The following is a 19,906-nucleotide window of genomic DNA, read 5'->3' as shown; positions in this document are numbered from 1 at the left end:
TAATAGTTAACTACTATTTATGGAGAATAAAATGAGTTTTTTAACTGAAAACTTTTTACTAGATACCGAATTTTCTCGACAGCTTTATCATGATTTTGCTGCTGATCAGCCAATTTTTGATTATCACTGCCATTTACCACCGGAACAAATTGCTAAAGATTATCAATTCAAGAATTTATACGATATTTGGTTAAAAGGTGATCATTATAAATGGCGTGCAATGCGTACCAATGGTGTTGCCGAAAAATTCTGTACTGGTACTGATATTAGTGATTTAGACAAATTCAAGGCTTGGGCAGAAACTGTTCCTCATACTATTGGTAATCCTTTATATCATTGGACTCATTTAGAGCTTCGTCGTCCTTTCGGTATTGATAACGTTCTATTATCTCCTTCTACAGCAGAGCAAATTTGGAATACTTGTAATGAGATGTTAGCGACTCCAGAGTTTACAGCTCGTAGCATCATGAAAAAAATGAATGTTAAGATGGCAGGTACAACAGATGATCCTATTGATGATTTAGCTCATCATAAAACTATTGCAGAAGATAGTTCATTTGATGTTAAAGTTTTACCAAGCTGGCGTCCAGATAAAGCATTCAATATTGATTCAGAATTCTTTGCGGCATATATGGAAAAACTTTCTGCAGTAGCCGATGTTGAAATTTCATCATTCCAAGCGCTTTGTCAGGCTTTATCAAAACGTATGGATCATTTTGCTGCTCATGGTTGTAAGATTTCTGACCATGCATTAGATACAGTTGTTTATGAAGAAGCTACTGAAAAAGAGTTAGATACCATTTTAACTAAACGTTTATCTGGCGAAGTTTTAACCGCTAAAGAAGTTGCTCAATTTAAAACTGCTGTACTTATTTTCTTAGGTGTTGAATACAACAAACGTGAATGGGTTCAACAATATCATATAGGTGCATTGCGTAATAATAATTCAAGAATGTTTAATTTAATGGGGCCTGATGTTGGGTTCGATTCTATTAATGATTCACCTATTGCTCAACCACTTTCTCGTCTATTAGATGCTCAAGCAAAACAAGATGCATTGCCAAAAACGATTTTGTATTGTTTAAACCCTTCTGATAATGAAATTCTTGGTACGATGATTGGTAACTTCCAAGGAGCAGGTATTCAAGGAAAAATGCAATTTGGTTCAGGCTGGTGGTTTAATGATCAAAAAGACGGCATGATTCGTCAAATGACACAGCTTGCTCAACTTGGATTATTAAGCCGTTTTGTTGGTATGTTAACCGATAGTCGTAGTTTCTTATCTTACACTCGCCATGAATATTTTAGACGTATTTTATGTCGAATGATTGGACGTTGGGTTGAAGATGGCGAAGCACCACGTGATATCCAATTATTAGGTCAAATGGTTAAAAATATTAGTTTTGATAATGCTAAAAACTATTTTGGTATTGAACTAAGCTAAAAAGCATTAAGTCGTTGTGATTAGATTAATTAAAGAAGAGTTAGAGTAATGAAAACATTAAACAGAAATGATTTTCCGGGTGCAAAATATACGACACGTGTTGTTCAGTTTGGCGAAGGTAATTTTTTACGTGCATTTTTAGATTGGCAGTTAGATATTCTTAATGAAAAAACTGATCTTGATGCTGGTATTGTTGTGGTTCGCCCGTTAAATACGGACTTCCCACCATCATTAAGTATTCAAGATGGGTTGTATACAACGCTTGTTCGTGGTTTGAATGAACAAAATGAAGCAGTGAAAGAGTTTAGATTGATTCGTTCAGTTAATAACGAAATCAATGTATATACTCAATATGATGAATATCTTGAGTTAGCTAAAGATCCGAATATTCAGTTTATTTTTTCAAATACTACCGAAGCTGGCATTAGTTATGTTGAAAGTGACAAATTAACAGATAAACCTGCAACTAGTTATCCAGCAAAATTGACTGCATTTTTATATGAAAGATTTGTTCACTTTGCCGGCAGTAAAGAAAGTGGTTTGATTATTATTCCATGTGAATTAATTGATTATAACGGCGATGCACTTAAAAAATTAGTACTTAAATATGCGAATCAGTGGAACTTGTCAGACCAATTTATCAATTGGCTTGAAAATGATAATTTATTCTGCTCAACTTTAGTAGATAGAATTGTTCCAGGATACCCAAAAGCGCAAATCGCTGAGCTTGAGACTGAATTAGGTTATAAAGATAACTTTATTGATTCAGCGGAATATTTTTATCTATTTGTTATTCAAGGACCGCAATGGTTAGCTGAAAAATTATGCCTTGATAAATGCAATATGAACATCAAAATTGTTGATGATATTAAACCGTATAAAGAGCGTAAAGTAGCTATTTTAAATGGTGCTCATACTGCATTAGTTCCTGTTGCTTATTTATCAGGTATTGATACTGTTGGCGAATCAATGAATGACACTCAGATTTTATCTTATATAAAAGAAACCATTTTTGATGAAATTATCCCTGTTTTAGATTTACCTCATCAAGAATTGGTTGATTTTGCTCAATCAGTTATTAGTCGTTTTAAAAATCCATTTATTGAACATCAATTGATGTCAATTGCTTTAAACAGTATGACTAAGTTTAAAACACGTATTCTTCCTCAATTAATTAATTATCAAAAAGAAAAAGGAACATTGCCTAAACATTTGGTGTTCTCTTTTGCTGCATTGATCGCATTTTATCGAGGTGTGCGTAATGGACAAAGTTATCCGTTACAAGATGATGCAATCTGGTTAGAACGCTTCAGTAATAGTTGGACAGCCATTGCAGAAGGAAAAAGTTCATTAGAGGATTTAATCAAAGTTGTTTTAGGTGACACGGCTCATTGGGAGCATGATCTATTAACTATTCCTCAATTAGCACAAACTTTAACACAATATTTAACCGTCATAACCGAAGAGGGAATGCGTCAAGCAATTGAAAAATGTGTTAATGGTAGCAAATAACATGAGTGATTCAATGGTTAAATATATAAAAATAAACAATAAAGATAATGTCGGTGTGGCATTATCTGATTTAGAAGCACATGAAGAAAATATCGTTGTTGATGGACAGGTAATTGATCTAAAAGAGCCTATTAAACAAGGGCATAAATTTGCACTTATCGATATCGACCAAGATGAAAATATTATTAAATATGGCTTACCAATTGGTCATGCTACTCGCTTAATTAAAGCTGGAGAGCATATTCATTCTCATAATTTAAAAACCAATTTAAGTGATATTAATGATTACAAATATCAACCTACTTTATCGAAAAATGATCTGTTGCATGAGATTACCGATAAGGAAGTACAAATTTATCGACGTAAAAATGGTGAAGTTGGTATCCGTAATGAACTCTGGATTATTCCAACTGTAACTTGTATAAACGGGATAGCAGAACAAATTGTTAAACAGTTTTGTGATGAGTTAAATAATCAATTAGAAATTGATGGTATAACTGTACTTGAACATCCTTATGGCTGTTCTCAGCTTGGACAAGATCATCAAAATACTAAAACTATTTTACAAAATTTAGTCAAACATCCTAATGCTGGTGCTGTATTGGTCATCGGACTTGGTTGTGAAAATAATCAGGTTTCAGAATTTAAGGCTAGTTTAGGTGAATATGATGAATCTCGAGTTAGATTTTTAATCGCTCAGCAAGAAACCGATGAAGTTGAATCAGCATTGGCTCATTTAAGAGAACTTTATGCCATTATGAAGCAGGATAAACGTGAAGTAGGGCATTTAAGTGAATTGAAATTTGGATTGGAGTGTGGTGGTTCTGATGGTTTTTCAGGTATTACAGCTAATCCAATGCTTGGTCTGTTTTCTGATTATGTTATTGCTCATGGTGGAACGAGTGTTCTTACTGAAGTACCAGAAATGTTTGGTGCTGAGAACATTTTGATGTCACATTGTATTGATGAGTCAACTTTCGACAAGACTGTACACATGATCAATGATTTTAAACAATATTTTATTTCAAATAATCAACCAATCTATGAAAACCCTTCTCCTGGGAATAAGGCTGGTGGCATTACAACTTTAGAGGAGAAATCTTTAGGTTGTACGCAAAAAGCGGGTGGTAGTGAAGTTATTGATGTTCTTAAATACGGTGAAATGTTAACTAGACATGGATTAAATTTACTAAGCGCACCTGGTAATGATGCAGTAGCTACTGGTGCTTTATCAGCAGCTGGATGTCATATGGTGCTTTTCACTACAGGAAGAGGCACTCCATACGGCGGCATTGTGCCAACAGTCAAAATTGCAACTAATACACAATTAGCTGAGAAAAAAGCCAATTGGATCGATTTTAATGCCGGTAAACTGATACAAGGAGTCTCCATGCAATCTTTGTTGATAGAGTTTATTGACTATATTGTTCTTATTGCTAACGGGAAACAAACACGAAACGAAATTAACAACTTTAGAAATTTAGCCATATTGAAAAGTGGTGTAACTCTATAGATAAAAATCCAAGAATAAATATCCACGTCATTAAGTCCTTCGGGACTTGATGCGAGGGACCGTTTTTTTTAAATATTATAGGTATCTTTTATGAGTAAGGAAAAAAAGAATAAAATTACATGGTTAGTAAGATTTTCATACGGCAGTGGTAATTTAATTGGTAGTGGGGCATTAGCAATTAGTGGCGCTTGGCTACTCTATTTTTATACCACTTTTTGTGGATTAAGTGTGGTGCAAGCTGCATTAATTTTTTCGATCGCTACTTATTTGGATGTCATACTGAATCCATTGATGGGCTTTATTACAGACAATTTCTATCAAACTAAAATAGGGCAACGTTTTGGACGCCGTCGATTCTTTATTTTGATTGGTATTCCGCTAATGGTCATTTATCCTATGCTTTGGATTGATGGTATGGGATTTTGGTATTACTTAGTAACATATATTTTATTTGAGATTATTTATACCAGCATCATGATTCCATTTAATACGTTACCTGTAGAAATGACATCTAACTTTTCAGAACGTACTTATTTAACTGGTTCAAAAGCAATGTTTGGTAAAGTAGCTAATTTCTTAGGTGCGGCGATACCAGGTGTATTCTTTTATTTCTATAGTAAGGAATCCGCAACACCATTTTTGTTAACTGGGATCACTTATGCCACTATCATGATGTTAGCTTTGATTTTGCTTTATTGTAATAGTTGGGAAAAACCTAAAGAAGAAGTAAAAGATGAATCTGTTCATAGCTTTTTTGAAGCAATTAAAAAGCTTTTTATCGATATCTTATCAACATTCCGTGTTAAAACGTTTAGAACGCATTTAGGAATGTATTTATTCGGATTTGGTGCTGAGTGGTTATTTACTGCGGTATTTACCTATTTCATCGTATTTAGTTTAGGTGAACCTCGTTCATTTGTTGCTTCAATGAATTCATTAAGTAGTATTTGTCAGCTGGTTTCAACCGCATTTTTTATGATGTATTGTGCTAAGAAAGGCTTCAAAAAACCATTTATTATCGCATTACTCATTGTTATTTCATCGATGATTGGTTATGTCGGTATTTATTACTTTAATCTGCCTCATATCACTTGGATTGTAGTGGGTATTACAATTTGGTTTGGTTTGGGTACTGGTGGTGTTTACTATATTCCTTGGAGTGTATATGTATTCTTAGCTGATGTAGATGAGGTTGTAACTAATCGACGTCGTGAAGGGGTATATGCAGGAGCAATGACCATGGCAGGTAAACTAGTTCGTGCTTCAATTGTCTTTGTGCTTGGTATGATATTAAGTGCTTATGGCTTTGAATCGAAATCACATGTACAGCCACAAAGTGCGATTGATGCTATTAATGGTATTATTTTATACGGCGTAGTAGGAATGGCATTAATTGGGGCATTCTTTGCTTGGAGAATGAAGCTCGATCACTCTACTCATTCCATCATTATCAATGAAGTTGCTCGTATTCGACAAGGTGGCAAAATGGAAGATGTTACGCCTGAAACACGAAAAGTGGTTGAAGAATTATCTGGCATCGCTTACGAAAAATGTTTCGGTAATAATAACATTGGATTTAAGCAAAAAGAGACCACAACTAATTAAAGCAAAATATTTATCAGGATCAGTATGCTGATCCTATAACCTAAAGCTGCAGACATTAGAGTAAATTAAAATGTTTGTAAAAATATAAAGGATAAACTCATGACGACTATATCTGTAAAAGATTTTGGCGCTATTGGTGACGGAAAATCAATAAATACTCAAGCTTTTGAAAAAGCAATTCAACATATTGATCAATTAGGTGGTGGAACGCTAATTGTTCCTGTTGGTACCTATTTTACTGGGGCAATTAAACTTTGTAGCAACATAACGTTTGTTATTGAGCAAGGAGCGACTTTATTATTTTCTGATGATGCTAAAGATTATCCTGTTGTTAATTCTCGTTGGGAAGGTGTTAAACAGGATGTGTATATGCCTTGTATATATGGCCAACATATTGAAAATGTGGTTATAACTGGAAATGGTAAAATTGATGGTAATGGTCAAAAATGGTGGCATACATTCCGTCATGATCGAAGCAATCTTAAATATCCAAGACCTTATTTAATTGGTTTTGATTTTTGTGAACGAGTTACAATTGAAAAAGTTTTTCTAACTCAATCACCTAGCTGGACTGTTCATCCAATGGAATCAAATAATGTCGTTGTTGATAATATTTCAATTCTTAATCCAGCTGATTCACCGAATACCGATGGTATTAACCCTGAATCTTGTCGTAATGTGAGAATTTCAAATTGTTATATTGATGTTGGCGATGATTGTATTGCAATAAAAGCAGGCACTGAAGAAACAGCTGAAAAAAGTCCATGTGAGAATATTTTAATTACTAATTGTAATATGATTCATGGTCATGGTGCGGTGGTTCTTGGTAGTGAGATGAGTGGTTGCATTCGTAATGTAACTATTACAAATTGTGTATTCCAAAAAACCGATCGAGGTGTAAGATTTAAAACTCGTCGAGGTCGAGGAGGAACTATTTCTGATATCACATTTAGTAATATTGTAATGGATGAAGTTTTATCGGCATTTGTTATGAATTACTATTATTATTGTGGTCCAAAAGGAAATGATCCAATTGTTTGGAATAAAGATGCTCTACCAGTTAATGAGTTTACACCAGCATGCCACAATATTAGCTTTTCAAACATTATTGCTAAAAATGTTCGTGCTTATGCCGGCTTTTTATATGGTATTCCAGAATCTCCTATTTCTAATATCTCTTTTGATAATATCCGTGTTTCAATGCAACAAAATGCTCAAGCAGGCGAGGTTGATATGTTTAAAGATGTCAAACCGGAGGCTGGTAAAGGGTTCTTTATTGAGAATGCACAAAGTGTTTTATTTAATAATGTCATTATTGATAATATTGTGACTGATCCACTATGTGTAAAAAATAGTGAAGACGTACATATTAATCAGTCTTTTGTTAAGCAAGACGGTAAGTTAATAAGCTTGAAAAGTTAAATATGATATTTAAAATAACCGTTGCCGTATTGGTAACGGTTATTTTTTAAATTTTTATTAGCTTTACCATTATATCTTGCTATCAATATTCTTGAATGTAAAAATTTTTTGTTTTAATTAAGTATGATTTCTTCATTCAATTTTTTATCTTCAATCTTTTAATACTGTTTATTCTTATTATTTGCATTTCTGACAATTTTCTTTTCTCTTTCTCGAAAACAAAATAATTTTGATGTAGATCACATTTATCTAATAAAGCCGTTAAAGCTAAATTTTTAGCTATTCATACTCAAAACAGTGCTTAACTCTTTATAGGATAAATTATGACAAGTGCATTTTATAAAAAACCAACTTATTGGTTTGCTTCGTTTTATAGCATTATGTATTACGCGGCGGGTAGTTTTGTTTTTTCTTTTTATGCAATATGGCTTAGTAAAGAGATTGGTTTAACAGCGAAACAGACTGGTATTATCTATTCTTTTAACTATTTTATTTCGTTAATTATCATGATTATTTATGGTGTTTATCAAGATAAATTAGTCTTAAAAAAACATCTAATTTGGTTTCAAAGTGTCATCATAACATGTGCTGCACCTGCATTAATCTATGTTTACGAGCCACTTTTAAGACATAATTTTTATGTTGGTGTTATCTTTGGCAGTTTCTTCTTAGGTTTTGGTTGGGTTGCCGGTATGGGATTGATCGATTCTTACTGTGAAAAAATCAGCCGTGCTTTCGATTTTGAATTTGGACAATGTCGGACTTGGGGTTGTATTGCTTATGCAGTGGGTACCTTTATCGCTGGTATTTTAATTAGTATCAATCCTCATCTTAACTTTTGGGCTGCTTCAGTGGTCGGTATTTGTTTTATGATACTCAATTTGAATTTCAAACCAGATTTAAGTAAATCATCGGCAGCAGTATTTCAGAAGAAAGATAAACTAAGTTTTAATGAAATTGTTTCAGTCTTTGGACTGAAAAAGTTTTGGATATTTGTTGTTTATGTACTTGGTACTTATAGCTTGTACAACATTTATGACCAACAATTATTCCCTGTCTTTTTTACTCAGCAGTTTACCGATGTAAATGATGGTTATCGCTTATATGGTATTTTGAATTCATTTCAAGTCTTTTTAGAAGCAGCTGTTATGTTTTGTGTGCCATTTGTGGTTAACAAAGTTGGTGCAAAAAATGCATTAATCTTTGCTGCATTCATATCTGCAACTCGAATATTTTTAACTGGCCATGTGGAAAGTATTGCAATTATTTCCGTAATAAAACTTATGCACTGTTTAGAGATCTCAACTATTTTAGTCTCAGTGTTTAAATATATTGATAACAATTTCAATGCACGCTTGTCGGCTACAGTGTTTTTGATCGGTTATCAAGTAGCCGGTTCAGTAGGCGTAATATTATTTTCTACCTTTGTCGGTAATTTTTATGACACCGAAGGTGCTGCTACTACGTTTAATTATTTAGGCTTAGTTGTTTTAGGCTTCATGATATTTGCTATGGCCTTCTTAAGTCGTGATAGAAAGTCAGACAAAATTGAAAATGAAAGTAATTAAGCAAACGAGATTTATATTTTAATTAATAATATTTGTTAAAACTTATTAAGGACGCAAAATGAATATATTTGATTCAGTAACACAGTTTCACTTCGAACAAACAAGAACTATTTCACCTGAAAATTTGACTGGTGAAAAGGGTAAATCGTGTATGAAAGCTAGTGCTTTAGGTCCATGTAGGAAAGGACAAGGTTTTATATCTATTCCTGCTGGTGAAAAAGTGACTATTGCTGAAATTACTGGCCCAGGGGAAATTCGTCATATGTGGTTTACTTTAACTGATAAAACACATCGTGGAAGCTTTGTATTACGTGATGTTGTGATTCGAATTTATTGGGATGATGAAACAGTTCCTTCAGTGGAAAGTCCTATTGGCGACTTTTTCTGTAATGGTTTTGGTGCAAGATGTGATATTAATTCTATGCCAATAGTGGTTAATCCAACAGGTGGTTTTAATAGTTATTTTAGAATGCCATTTAATAAAAAAGCTAGAGTTGAAATTCACAATGAACATGAAGCTGATTTGCAACATTTCTTCTTTGCTATTAATTATGCGTTGATGCCAAAACCATTTGAAAATCCACTTTACTTTCATGCTCAATGGCGTCGTCAACGTGTGACTAATCATGCACAAGATTATGTCATATTAGATAACGTTCAAGGTTATGGTTATTATGTAGGTACTTACTTAGCTCTTACAGCTTTGGAGCGTTATTGGTGGGGAGAAGGGGAGTTTAAATTCTATCTTGATGATGATAGCGATTATCCAACACAACATTCAACTGGTTCAGAAGATTACTTTGGTGGAGCTTGGGCATTCCATAACCGTGATAGCCAAGGTCGTCCAAAAGCGAAATGTTTCCAAACAATGTTTATGGGATATCCATATCAAACAAACCGTGATGCAACACGTGACTTTTTCCAAACTGGAGATTCTAATCCAGTACATGGTTTTGGTGATGATGGTTTGCCTTCACATGGTTTATATCGTTGGCATCTTCCAGATCCAATTGCATTTCACAAAAATATCAAATTAGCGTTTCAACAAATCGGTAATGATGATATAAGACTATATGAACGTTGTGATGATATTGCGAGTGTTGCTTATTGGTATCAAAGTCCATCGGTGAACCACAATCCAGTATTCCCGAATAAACAACAACGTACTCCACGTTAGTATTAAGGTGATCTATGGCGAGTAATAAACTAAAAATTAATGATATTGCTCGTTTGGCTGGCGTGTCGGCAACGACCGTCAGTCATATATTTAACAAACGAGATAAAAAATATCGTATTTCTCCACAAACTCGGCAAAGAGTCTTATCGATCGCGGAGAAATATAGCGATCAACCCCATATTCGTCAATATTTGGTGAAGGCTAACAGCACCAATACGATTGGTGTTATTGTCCCTGATATGTCAAATTCATTTTTTTCTATGTTTTTGCATCATCTTGAATCATCTTTTCGGCAAAAAAACATCCAATTATTAATTACTTGTAGTCACTATAATAAAGAGGTTGAAATCAAAGTAGCTCAAAACTTAGTAGAGCGAAAAGTTGATGCGATGATTGTTGTAACCTCATTAGACAGTGATAAATTGTATGTAGATATTAATCAAAATACACCAGTACTACTTTTTGACCGTTATCTCAAAGATACCGTGTTACCCTTTATTACAAGTGAATCATTACAGTCTGTAAGTGATTTAATTAAGCCTTATGCAAAGAATTTAGACGAATTTTATTTTATTGGTTGTGATATTCAGTTAACTTCGATATGTGCAAGACTTGAGGGTTTTAGGCGTGGCTTAGAAAGTGTGGGATTAACTGTAAAACCAGAATGGATTGTGAGTGATGATTATTCTCCTAATAAAGGTTTTGAATTACTTAAAGGTGTTCATGAAAGATTAGGCCGAATGCCAAAAGCTATTTTTACACCATCAGGTAATTTATTGGAAGAGGTCTTAGGTTATTTGGTTACAGCTAGAATTGATCCAGAGCAGGTGTATTTGTGTTCTTATGATTACAATAACTATCTTGGCTATACGTATTATCCGATAGATGCTATTGTGCAAGATATCGAAAATATGGCGCTAACTTGTGTAGATGTGGTTGATGATTTGCTAAATTTTAAAGAATTAAAACATCTAGAATTTTTTATTGAGCCACAAATTATACGCCATCGTTAATTTAAACGTTATGATTAGCGATTCGCATTTTTCATTATACGTGCTTTGTCAACTTGCCATTGGCGTTCTTTAATATCAGTACGTTTGTCGTATTCTTTTTTACCTTTTGCAAGGCCAATTTTTACTTTTGCCCATGCATTTTTCCAATACAATGAAAGTGCAACAACAGTGTAACCTTGACGATTTATTTGTCCAAAAAGCGAGTTTAATTCTCGTTCATTTAGCAGTAATTTTCGTGTGCGTATAGGGTCACACACTACGTGTGTAGAAGCAACACTCAATGGAGTTATAGTTGCACCAAATAGCCATGCTTCGCCATTTTTAAGTAACACATAACTGTCACTGATATTCGCTTTGCCAGCTCGCAGTGATTTAACTTCCCAACCTTGTAGGGATAAACCTGCTTCAATTTCCTCTTCAATAAAGTACTCATGACGCGCACGTTTATTTAATGCAATGGTAGCCGAACCGGGCTTATGTGATTTTTTCTTAGTCATAATGTGCGTTATTATAGAGTTACATGATACTATATGCCACTAATTTTAACTTTTAATTTTTTATTATTATGGCACATGTTTTTCATGAAGTGATCGAGCCTTATTCAATCCAACAAATGTTTGCGTTGGTAAATGATATAGCTAGATACCCTGAGTTTGTTCCTGATTGTATCGCAACTGGGGTTATTAGCAAACAAGATAATCTTTTAACTGCATTTATTGAGGTTGAAAAATTGGGATTTAAAAAATCTTTTACCACTATAAATCAGATTAACGAGCCTAATTCAATTGATATGGCATTGATAGATGGTCCATTTAAACATTTAAAGGGGCGATGGGAATTTACTGAAATTGATGAGCAAAAAAGTAAAATCAGCTTAAATTTAAACTTTGAGTTTAATAATAAATTAATGAGTGCTGTTTTTACGCCAATATTTAAGGAGGTGATGACCAACATGGTTAATGCATTTTCTCAAAGAGCAAGGCAGATATATTAATATGATAAATATTCAAGTTGTCTATGCGCTACCTAATCAACCTACGATTATTGATTGCGCAGTTGATGAGCAAACTAATGTCTTGCAAGCCATTACAAAATCCAATATCTTATCAATATGTAAAATTCGATTAGATGAACACCTTGTTGGAATTTATGGAAAACGTTGTGAACTGAATGAACAAGTAAAAGACGGCGATCGTATAGAAATATATCGAGCTTTAATCAATGACCCAAAAGAAATTAGAAGAAAAAAAGCGGCATTGAAAAAGTAACAAATAAAGTGAAGGGAACTTAACTGAATGCATAATATGCTGATTGAGAAAATTGAAACTTTATGCAAAAAACGTGGCATTAAGCTGACAACTCAGCGTAAAACCGTTTTAGATATCATGCTTAAAGCGAATAAAGCTATGAGCGCATATGATCTTTTAGATCTCTTAAAAGTTAGTGAGCCACAAGCAAAACCGCCAACGATTTATCGAGCTCTTGAGTTTCTACTTGAGCAAGGTTTTATTCATAAAGTTGAGTCAACCAATTGCTATATCATTTGCCCTCATTTTCAGGATCCTCAGCATATATCAATCTTATTTATTTGTGATAATTGTCAGCAAATTATTGAAAAACATTCTGAGAATATCGAGTCGCAACTTAAACAACTTGCTAGCCAAAGTCAATTCTTAATAAAGCATAGTGTGCTTGAAATTCATGGAATTTGTCACTCATGTCAACTTTAATCTTTTTTTTATGGTTAATTAATATTGCTTGTGACACGGTAGGGCAGATTGCATTCAAATATGCTGCTATTACTTCTAATGATGAGAAGGGTTTAAATTATTGGCAGAAATTATTTGGTAACATGTGGTTATGGTTAGGTTTTGGAGCTTACTTCATCGGTTTTGTATTTTGGTTGGCTTTTTTGAGTGAAGTTTCTTTGTCTAAAAGCATACTATTAGGCTCTTTTAATATTATTACAGTAATGATTGCTGGGCGTGTTTTATTTAAAGAACATTTAACGCCATTTCGTTTAATTGGTATTTTTTTTATAACTCTTGGCGTAGTACTAGTAGGATTAACTTAATGAAAAAGTTCTATATTATTGGTTTTATTTTACTACTTTTTTTTGATACTTTTGGGCAAACCAGCTTTAAACTTACTGCTATTTCAGCGTTGCCATTTGAACCAGATATTGCTTGGTTGTTAAGAGTTTTTAGTCATGGTTGGGCATATTTAGTTATGATTGGGTATGCAGGTGCATTTATAACATGGATGGTATTATTGCAAAAAGCACCAGTTGGTCCAGCTTTTGCTGCTTCTCACCTACAAGTGGTAACAGTAATGATAGTGTCGGTCATTGCTTTTAACGAACAAATTACCATTTCACGATTATTAGGTGCTTTATCTATTATTGTTGGGATTATCTTTCTTGCGTTGGCTGAACAAAGAATACACAATAAATCTTCGAGTTAAATTATTTTAATGATTTTATAAAATCATTAAATAGCTATTTACGAAGTGATTATTAATTCTAAAATAGAAAACGTGTTTTTATTTCACCTGTCCTCTATCTCGCTCCATCACAATTAGATAGGCTTCACGTTGCCAGAATAAAAATAAGCGACGGATATCTTTTTGCATTGTAATTACGCGCCAGCCTTCTTGGGCAATATTATTTAAAAAAGCGGAAAATTTGTCAGCATTTGAATTAGCTGTACCGAAAACTAATGAAGACAAAGCCCCTTCTTGATAAATGACAACTTTATATTCTTTCATTGTTTTTATAGAGTCTAATTAAAATTAAATAAGGAAATAACTTAGATCTGTTTGTCTAGGTTCTTAAGCATTTCGATAATCGGTCTGTTAGCATCTGGAAATTCATCTGCATTTAGATCTTCCTGATCTATCCAACGGCTTGGTTGTCCTTCTTTTGCAAAAGGAACACCATCCCACTCTTCTACTAAGTAAGCATGAATAGTGATATCACGATCATCATAACTATGTTCAAAAGTTTTTAAAAATTGTGATTGATGAATATGAATATCAACTTCTTCTGCTATTTCACGCTCTAAAGTTTGATAAGGTGTTTCGCCGGCTTCGATTTTTCCCCCAGGAAATTCCCAAAAACCAGCAAGATGAGAGTCTTCACCGCGTTGGGTGATAAAGATTTGGCAATCTTGCGAACGAATGATACCTACAGCAATTTCAGTATGTTTTCTCATGATCCAATTTGTATGTGATTAAAGTTTGGGAAAGCAACTGCTTTCCCATTTGTTTTTTTACCTTAATTGGTTATTTAAACATCAATAATTATTTATCATACTAAATTTTTGATTTAATTAACAGCACCATGACAATGTTTATATTTTTTGCCTGATCCACAAGGACAAGGATCGTTACGGCCAACTTTTGCCTGAGCACGAACAACAGGTTGTTGTGAGTTTGCTGATTGTTCATCATTGCCCATGCCACCGATTGATTCATGATTAGCTTGCTGCTTAGCCATTAATTTTTCGACTTCAGCTTGGCGTTGGCGTTCAGCTTCTTCAACTTCCTCTTGTGAACGAATTTGTACTCGGCTTAATATACCAATTACATCATATTTTAATGCATCTAGCATATTTGCAAACATGTTGAAAGATTCACGTTTATATTCTTGCTTAGGATCTTTCTGTGCATAGCCTCGTAAGTGAATACCTTGGCGTAAGTAATCCATTGCTGCTAAATGTTCTTTCCACAATGTATCAAGTGTTTGCAACATAACACTTTTTTCAAACTGTCTGAAGGCTTCAGAACCCGCAATATTTTCTTTCTCAAGATATTTATTTTGTGCAAGTTGTATAATACGTTCACGTAAGGTTTCTTCATGAAGATTTTGTTCTTCATCAAGCCATTTTGCAATTGGTAAATCTAAATCAAAGTCACTTTTTAATGCTGCTTCAAGTCCAGGAATATCCCACATTTCTTCAATAGATTGTGGTGGAATATATTGATCAATAACAGTGGTAAATACATCTCCATGTATAGAATCAATAGTTTCTTTGATATCTGCGTTATCTAATAAATCATTACGTTGGCTATATATAGCTTTACGTTGATCATTTGCAACATCATCATATTCAAGTAATTGTTTACGAATATCGAAATTGCGGCTTTCAACTTTTTTCTGAGCATTAGCAATAGCTTTAGTGATCCATGGATGTTCGATTGCTTCACCTTCTTTCATGCCCAATTTACGCATCATGTTACCAACACGCTCTGATGCAAAAATACGCATAAGTGGATCTTCTAATGATAAGTAAAAACGTGAAACACCTGGATCACCTTGACGGCCAGCACGTCCACGTAGTTGGTTATCAATACGACGAGATTCATGACGTTCAGTACCTAAAATATAAAGCCCACCAAGTTGAATGACTTCTTCATGTTTAACTTGCCATGCTTGTTTAGCTTTCTGGATATCGTCATCAGTTGGATTTTCTAACTTCGCAACTTCACTTTGCCAATTACCACCAAGCATAATATCGGTACCACGACCTGCCATATTTGTTGCAATAGTTACAGCGCCTTTACTACCTGCATCAGCAATAATTTCAGCTTCTTGAGCATGGAATTTAGCATTAAGTACATTATGTTTAATCCCTGCTTTTTTAAATGCATGAGAGACAAGTTCAGATTTCTCAATTGAAGCAGTACCTACTAAGACTGGCTGCCCTCGTTTGACACAATCTTGCACATCAGCAACGATAGCATTAATTTTCTCTTTTTCTGTCATATAGACAAGATCAGGTAAATCTTTCCTAACCATTGGGCGGTTGGTTGGAATAACAATGGTATCTAAGCCATAGATTTGATTAAATTCGAAGGCTTCAGTATCAGCTGTACCGGTCATACCAGCTAATTTTTCGTATAAACGGAAATAATTCTGGAAGGTAATAGAAGCTAACGTTTGATTTTCATTTTGAATTTTTACGTGTTCTTTAGCTTCTACTGCTTGATGTAAACCATCCGACCAACGGCGACCATCCATTGTACGGCCTGTATGTTCATCGACGATAATGATTTCATTATCTCTAACAATATAATCTACGTCACGGTGGAATAAATGATGAGCTCGAAGAGCTGCATTGACATGGTGCATCAACACAATATTACTTGGTGCATAAAGTGATTCATCACCTTTCATAATCCCTTGTTTTATTAATAGTTCTTCAACTTTAATTAAACCTCGTTCAGTAAGATTTACTTGGCGTGATTTTTCATCAATTGAGAAGTCTCCATCTCCTTGAAATTGCTCTGAATCTTCTTTTTCTTGTTTAATAAGATGAGGGATGATTTTATCAATACTGATATATTTATCTGAACTATCTTCAGCCTGACCTGAGATGATTAATGGAGTCCTTGCTTCATCTATTAAAATTGAGTCAACCTCATCGACTAAAGCATAGTGTAACGGTCGTTGAACACGTGATTCTTTGTTAAACACCATATTATCGCGTAGATAATCAAATCCATATTCATTATTCGTACCATAAGTGATATCAGCATTATAAGCATCACGTTTTATTTCTGGAGGCATGTTAGGTAAATTGATACCGACTGTTAAGCCCAAAAATTCAAATAGAGGGCGGTTATTTTCTGCATCACGCTGAGCTAAATAATCATTAACAGTTACAACATGTACACCTTTACCGGTTAATGCATTTAAATAGGCAGGTAATGTAGCTGTTAATGTTTTACCTTCACCGGTACGCATCTCGGCAATACAGCGTTCATTAAGCACCATCCCCCCAATAAGTTGGACATCAAAATGGCGCATACCAAATACACGCTTACTTGCTTCACGAACTACTGCAAAAGCTTCTTCTAATATGTCATCTAACTTAGTGCCATTTGCAATCTTCTGCTTAAATTCATTGGTTTTTGCTTTAAGTTCATCATCGGTTAGCACTTCCATAGATGGTTCAAGAGCATTAATATTTTCAACACGTTTACGCATAGATTTTAAAACGCGTTCATTACGGCTACCGAATACTTTTGTTAATAATTTTAATAACATAACTGTTCTCTTATTCTTTTTTTATAATGGGATCAATAAGGAATAAACCTTATTTAATAAATTAATTTAATGATATAAAAACACGTTAAGCGGTAGCTTGAGGACCAGCTCTTATTCCATTATATGGTGATAATCGAATAACGGTATTTGGAGTAACTTCATCATAATTGAGTGAGATAATTTGATTATCGTAATGCTCTTCTTTTAACAAAGATGAAGTTTGAGATTTTGTTCTTATTGGTGCTTGGTGATCTTGTACTATTGCTGTTATAGCAATAATACCAACCTGTGTGGAAGATGATTGAACTGGTAATGCATTTTCTTCATATAAACCGAACCCAGCAGCGATTACACCTAATAATAAGTGCGATAGGGCTGTTTTGATGATGAGGCGTTTACTAATTTGTTGCCAGTAGTTAATCAAGGTCATAACTATAATATCTTAGCATTTTTTGCCAAAATGAAAAACTATTATTATTTATTAGTAAATGTATTAAATTTTATTATGTTATTTATTAAAAAATACCCACGATCTTTTTTTGAAAGTGGGTAATTTATTTCATTATTCTTTAACCATTAATTGCCCCATCATACCCAGCGTTTCATGCTCTACAATATGACAGTGATACATACGTAGTCCCGGCATATTTTGTTGAATTTTAATAACAAGCGTTTCGTGCGGGCGTAAGTTAGTGGTATCTTTCAAAGCAACAAACTCGGGTGTAGTTTTAGTGCCATTTAATTCACGAGATTGCACAATAAATTGCGCTCCATGTATATGGAAATTGTGATCCATATGTGAGTTATTAACAATTGTCCACTCTTCAACATCGTGAAGTTTACTTTCCAAGTCGATTCGTGACATATCATGCCGTTTGCCATTAATTAAAAATAGCATACCACCTCGAGGCTCACTTTTATCCATTACTTCAGTATATTCAAGTGATTTTTTGGCGACGGCTTTGCCTAAAATGGGTACTTGTTTTAGATGCGTTGGTAGAACTGTACTGGCCGTTTGAGTTAACTGGAGCTGTGAAAGAATGATGTTTGGTTCCGGCGGTACATTTCCCATTTTGCCACGATCGTAGCCGATGTTTTGCAGATAAAGACTGGCGGTTTTTTTCGGAACGATAACCACTTCAGCCCGTTCTGCCGGAGTAAGTAATAACGGTTTATTGAGTTGATGCGGCTCGGTAATGAAACCGCCGTCGGTAGCAACTAAAAAGACATCACAATCCGGTATTGATAGATTTAAATATCGGCCTGAACACGCATTCCAGATTCTGACTCGTGTTGCACCTTCTACTTTTATATTGGGTTGGTAAGCGCCATTGATCAACACAAATTGTCCTTCCCGACCATTCATCCAGTCGGTCATGGAATTTTCGGCGATTTCGCCGTTTTCAGTTAATTTTAAGTCAGAAAAGAACCAATGTTGCTCCGGTAGCGAAGCAAGCGGATCATTTTTAGTGCGCACAATAAAGGTACCGGCTAAACCACGAAAGACTTGTTCTGCAACGGTATTATGTCCATGTGGGTGATACCAATAGGTTCCGGCTGTGCCTTCTGGAATGGTAAATTCATAAACTCTGCTGCCACCTGCCGGAATAGCATCTTGCGGGTTGCCGTCTTGATCTGAAGGAATCAGCAAACCATGCCAATGAACGGTTGTTGGCTGTGAGAGATCATTTTTAACGGTTATTTTAACATGATCGCCTTCAAATACTTCGATTTTCGGACCAGGAATCATGCCATTATATGCCCAAAATTCGGTGGTAATTTCCGGTGTTAAGGCTATTTTAACCGGTTTTAAATGTAGCGTTGCTTCAAATACGCCAGCTTGGGTGCTGGTATTTTTTAAATTAGTTAACTCGGGTAAGTTTTTACCGTGTGGTAGCGCTGTAGTCGATAACAGTTTTTGTGGCATGTTGTTATTCATGTTCATATTCATATGATCGTGCATGTTGTCCCCCTTATCACAATTATCAGATTTAACATCACAAACCATGTCAGACATTGGTGAATTATCCAATTTGGCTATGGCTTTAGTTGCAATTAAACCACCGACAGCAGCGGTAATATTCATTATAAAATTTCGGCGTTTCATAGTATTCCTATAATTATTTATTACGTTAAACAATAACCTGCATACAACCGTCAAGACTATAAAAAGTGAGATTGTGTTATTGATTTCCAGTACTTATTACTAATATTTAACTGCGTAAATTAGATAAATTTTGGTGGCTTTAACTCGGGAATAAATTCTTTATATTCAGGAATAAATTTAGTAAGTAGATATTGTTCACTATGAATCGGATAATCAAAATTAACAATATAATTTGTTATAATTGTACTGCAAGTGGCACAATGATTAACCGATTTACCAATAAAAGATTTTGTTGATTTAGAAGTCGGCAAATCTGTATTTGCATAATTAAGATTTGCGTTCACCTGAGATGATATTAAATTTGGTGAATGATGATCTGAACAAGGTTTAGATATAATTAGAGAAAAATGCCCAATCGAAGAAAAAAACAAAAATATTGCCGATATAATTAAAATATAAAATTGCTTCTTGTTAATGATTAGCGACATTATTCATC

The 19,906-nt window shown here is 34.3% G+C and carries 19 protein-coding genes; 13 read left to right on the top strand and 6 right to left on the bottom strand.

Going from position 1 to position 19,906, the window contains the following annotated elements; genetic code table 11:
- The first annotated feature begins 31 nt into the window (after positions 1-31).
- The 8 genes from uxaC to J3U00_RS05645 all read left to right on the top strand — a co-directional run bounded on the left by uxaC (position 32) and on the right by J3U00_RS05645 (position 11,254).
- Complete coding sequence (gene uxaC / locus J3U00_RS05680; RefSeq protein WP_065734722.1) at positions 32-1,444, top strand: glucuronate isomerase; 1,413 nt, start codon at positions 32-34, stop codon at positions 1,442-1,444.
- 48 nt (positions 1,445-1,492) lie between these two features.
- Positions 1,493-2,956 carry a tagaturonate reductase gene (locus tag J3U00_RS05675; RefSeq protein WP_220225664.1) on the top strand — a complete coding sequence of 488 codons (1,464 nt, stop codon included), beginning with the start codon at positions 1,493-1,495 and terminating at the stop codon, positions 2,954-2,956.
- A 13-nt stretch (positions 2,957-2,969) separates the two neighbouring features.
- Positions 2,970-4,469 carry a UxaA family hydrolase gene (locus J3U00_RS05670; protein WP_065563755.1) on the top strand — a complete coding sequence of 500 codons (1,500 nt, stop codon included), beginning with the start codon at positions 2,970-2,972 and terminating at the stop codon, positions 4,467-4,469.
- Between the two features lie 90 nt (positions 4,470-4,559).
- Positions 4,560-6,074 (top strand): MFS transporter, encoded by a 1,515-nt coding sequence (locus J3U00_RS05665; RefSeq protein ID WP_220225666.1) that lies wholly within the window; start codon positions 4,560-4,562, stop codon positions 6,072-6,074.
- Positions 6,075-6,173: 99 nt separating this feature from the next.
- Positions 6,174-7,496, top strand: coding sequence for a glycoside hydrolase family 28 protein (locus tag J3U00_RS05660; protein WP_267331829.1), 1,323 nt, complete (start codon positions 6,174-6,176; stop codon positions 7,494-7,496).
- A gap of 323 nt (positions 7,497-7,819) precedes the next feature.
- Positions 7,820-9,064: an oligosaccharide MFS transporter gene (locus tag J3U00_RS05655; RefSeq protein WP_065563662.1), complete on the top strand. Its 1,245-nt coding sequence runs from the start codon at positions 7,820-7,822 to the stop codon at positions 9,062-9,064.
- A gap of 58 nt (positions 9,065-9,122) precedes the next feature.
- A complete protein-coding gene (locus J3U00_RS05650) occupies positions 9,123-10,241 on the top strand; it encodes a glycoside hydrolase family 172 protein (RefSeq protein WP_065563661.1) in 1,119 nt (372 codons plus the stop codon).
- Between the two features lie 14 nt (positions 10,242-10,255).
- Positions 10,256-11,254: a LacI family DNA-binding transcriptional regulator gene (locus J3U00_RS05645; protein WP_220225668.1), complete on the top strand. Its 999-nt coding sequence runs from the start codon at positions 10,256-10,258 to the stop codon at positions 11,252-11,254.
- Between the two features lie 14 nt (positions 11,255-11,268).
- Here J3U00_RS05645 and smpB read toward each other — a convergent pair whose 3' ends face one another.
- Positions 11,269-11,751, bottom strand: coding sequence for an SsrA-binding protein SmpB (gene smpB, locus J3U00_RS05640; RefSeq protein WP_220225669.1), 483 nt, complete (start codon positions 11,749-11,751; stop codon positions 11,269-11,271).
- A 68-nt stretch (positions 11,752-11,819) separates the two neighbouring features.
- On the opposite strand from smpB, the gene J3U00_RS05635 reads away from it, so the two are divergent.
- From J3U00_RS05635 to J3U00_RS05615, 5 genes are read left to right on the top strand one after another with little or no spacing between them, the layout of a single operon-like run.
- Complete coding sequence (locus J3U00_RS05635; RefSeq protein ID WP_267331828.1) at positions 11,820-12,248, top strand: type II toxin-antitoxin system RatA family toxin; 429 nt, start codon at positions 11,820-11,822, stop codon at positions 12,246-12,248.
- A gap of 1 nt (position 12,249) precedes the next feature.
- On the top strand, positions 12,250-12,522 hold the full coding sequence (locus J3U00_RS05630; RefSeq protein ID WP_065563657.1) for an RnfH family protein: 273 nt from the start codon (positions 12,250-12,252) through the stop codon (positions 12,520-12,522).
- A 27-nt stretch (positions 12,523-12,549) separates the two neighbouring features.
- Positions 12,550-12,984: a zinc uptake transcriptional repressor Zur gene (gene zur / locus J3U00_RS05625; protein WP_065563656.1), complete on the top strand. Its 435-nt coding sequence runs from the start codon at positions 12,550-12,552 to the stop codon at positions 12,982-12,984.
- Positions 12,972-13,328 carry an EamA family transporter gene (locus J3U00_RS05620; RefSeq protein ID WP_065563655.1) on the top strand — a complete coding sequence of 119 codons (357 nt, stop codon included), beginning with the start codon at positions 12,972-12,974 and terminating at the stop codon, positions 13,326-13,328. Before zur ends, J3U00_RS05620 begins: the two co-directional genes overlap by 13 nt.
- The gene (locus J3U00_RS05615; protein ID WP_065563654.1) at positions 13,328-13,717 is read left to right on the top strand and encodes a DMT family transporter; all 390 of its coding nucleotides are present in this window, start codon (positions 13,328-13,330) and stop codon (positions 13,715-13,717) included. Before J3U00_RS05620 ends, J3U00_RS05615 begins: the two co-directional genes overlap by 1 nt.
- Positions 13,718-13,795: 78 nt before the next feature.
- Here J3U00_RS05615 and J3U00_RS05610 read toward each other — a convergent pair whose 3' ends face one another.
- The 5 genes from J3U00_RS05610 to J3U00_RS05590 all read right to left on the bottom strand — a co-directional run bounded on the left by J3U00_RS05610 (position 13,796) and on the right by J3U00_RS05590 (position 19,410).
- Entirely contained in the window at positions 13,796-14,020 is a 225-nt protein-coding gene (locus tag J3U00_RS05610; RefSeq protein ID WP_065563653.1) for a DUF4177 domain-containing protein, read from the bottom strand.
- Between the two features lie 41 nt (positions 14,021-14,061).
- Positions 14,062-14,466 carry an 8-oxo-dGTP diphosphatase MutT gene (gene mutT, locus J3U00_RS05605; protein WP_065563652.1) on the bottom strand — a complete coding sequence of 135 codons (405 nt, stop codon included), beginning with the start codon at positions 14,464-14,466 and terminating at the stop codon, positions 14,062-14,064.
- 113 nt (positions 14,467-14,579) lie between these two features.
- Positions 14,580-17,303: a preprotein translocase subunit SecA gene (gene secA / locus J3U00_RS05600; protein ID WP_267331827.1), complete on the bottom strand. Its 2,724-nt coding sequence runs from the start codon at positions 17,301-17,303 to the stop codon at positions 14,580-14,582.
- Between the two features lie 85 nt (positions 17,304-17,388).
- A complete protein-coding gene (locus J3U00_RS05595; RefSeq protein ID WP_267331826.1) occupies positions 17,389-17,733 on the bottom strand; it encodes a hypothetical protein in 345 nt (114 codons plus the stop codon).
- A gap of 132 nt (positions 17,734-17,865) precedes the next feature.
- Positions 17,866-19,410: a multicopper oxidase family protein gene (locus J3U00_RS05590; protein WP_267331825.1), complete on the bottom strand. Its 1,545-nt coding sequence runs from the start codon at positions 19,408-19,410 to the stop codon at positions 17,866-17,868.
- Positions 19,411-19,906: the final 496 nt, after the last annotated feature.

Source organism: Gilliamella sp. B3127 (assembly GCF_026536935.1).
Classification (GTDB): Bacteria; Pseudomonadota; Gammaproteobacteria; order Enterobacterales; family Orbaceae; genus Gilliamella; species Gilliamella apicola_E.
The sequence above is the reverse complement of the archived record's forward strand: the minus strand, read 5'-3'. Positions and strand labels throughout refer to the sequence as shown.

Coding starts and splice junctions, on each gene's coding strand:
- smpB (WP_220225669.1), bottom strand. CDS start 11,751: ATGACTAAGAAAAAATCACATAAGCCCGGTTCGGCTACCATTGCATTA.
- secA (WP_267331827.1), bottom strand. CDS start 17,303: ATGTTATTAAAATTATTAACAAAAGTATTCGGTAGCCGTAATGAACGC.
- J3U00_RS05670 (WP_065563755.1), top strand. CDS start 2,970: ATGGTTAAATATATAAAAATAAACAATAAAGATAATGTCGGTGTGGCA.
- J3U00_RS05650 (WP_065563661.1), top strand. CDS start 9,123: ATGAATATATTTGATTCAGTAACACAGTTTCACTTCGAACAAACAAGA.
- J3U00_RS05660 (WP_267331829.1), top strand. CDS start 6,174: ATGACGACTATATCTGTAAAAGATTTTGGCGCTATTGGTGACGGAAAA.
- J3U00_RS05615 (WP_065563654.1), top strand. CDS start 13,328: ATGAAAAAGTTCTATATTATTGGTTTTATTTTACTACTTTTTTTTGAT.
- J3U00_RS05655 (WP_065563662.1), top strand. CDS start 7,820: ATGACAAGTGCATTTTATAAAAAACCAACTTATTGGTTTGCTTCGTTT.
- J3U00_RS05635 (WP_267331828.1), top strand. CDS start 11,820: ATGGCACATGTTTTTCATGAAGTGATCGAGCCTTATTCAATCCAACAA.
- uxaC (WP_065734722.1), top strand. CDS start 32: ATGAGTTTTTTAACTGAAAACTTTTTACTAGATACCGAATTTTCTCGA.
- zur (WP_065563656.1), top strand. CDS start 12,550: ATGCATAATATGCTGATTGAGAAAATTGAAACTTTATGCAAAAAACGT.
- J3U00_RS05590 (WP_267331825.1), bottom strand. CDS start 19,410: ATGAAACGCCGAAATTTTATAATGAATATTACCGCTGCTGTCGGTGGT.
- J3U00_RS05610 (WP_065563653.1), bottom strand. CDS start 14,020: ATGAAAGAATATAAAGTTGTCATTTATCAAGAAGGGGCTTTGTCTTCA.
- J3U00_RS05620 (WP_065563655.1), top strand. CDS start 12,972: ATGTCAACTTTAATCTTTTTTTTATGGTTAATTAATATTGCTTGTGAC.
- J3U00_RS05595 (WP_267331826.1), bottom strand. CDS start 17,733: ATGACCTTGATTAACTACTGGCAACAAATTAGTAAACGCCTCATCATC.
- J3U00_RS05630 (WP_065563657.1), top strand. CDS start 12,250: ATGATAAATATTCAAGTTGTCTATGCGCTACCTAATCAACCTACGATT.
- J3U00_RS05645 (WP_220225668.1), top strand. CDS start 10,256: ATGGCGAGTAATAAACTAAAAATTAATGATATTGCTCGTTTGGCTGGC.
- J3U00_RS05675 (WP_220225664.1), top strand. CDS start 1,493: ATGAAAACATTAAACAGAAATGATTTTCCGGGTGCAAAATATACGACA.
- J3U00_RS05665 (WP_220225666.1), top strand. CDS start 4,560: ATGAGTAAGGAAAAAAAGAATAAAATTACATGGTTAGTAAGATTTTCA.
- mutT (WP_065563652.1), bottom strand. CDS start 14,466: ATGAGAAAACATACTGAAATTGCTGTAGGTATCATTCGTTCGCAAGAT.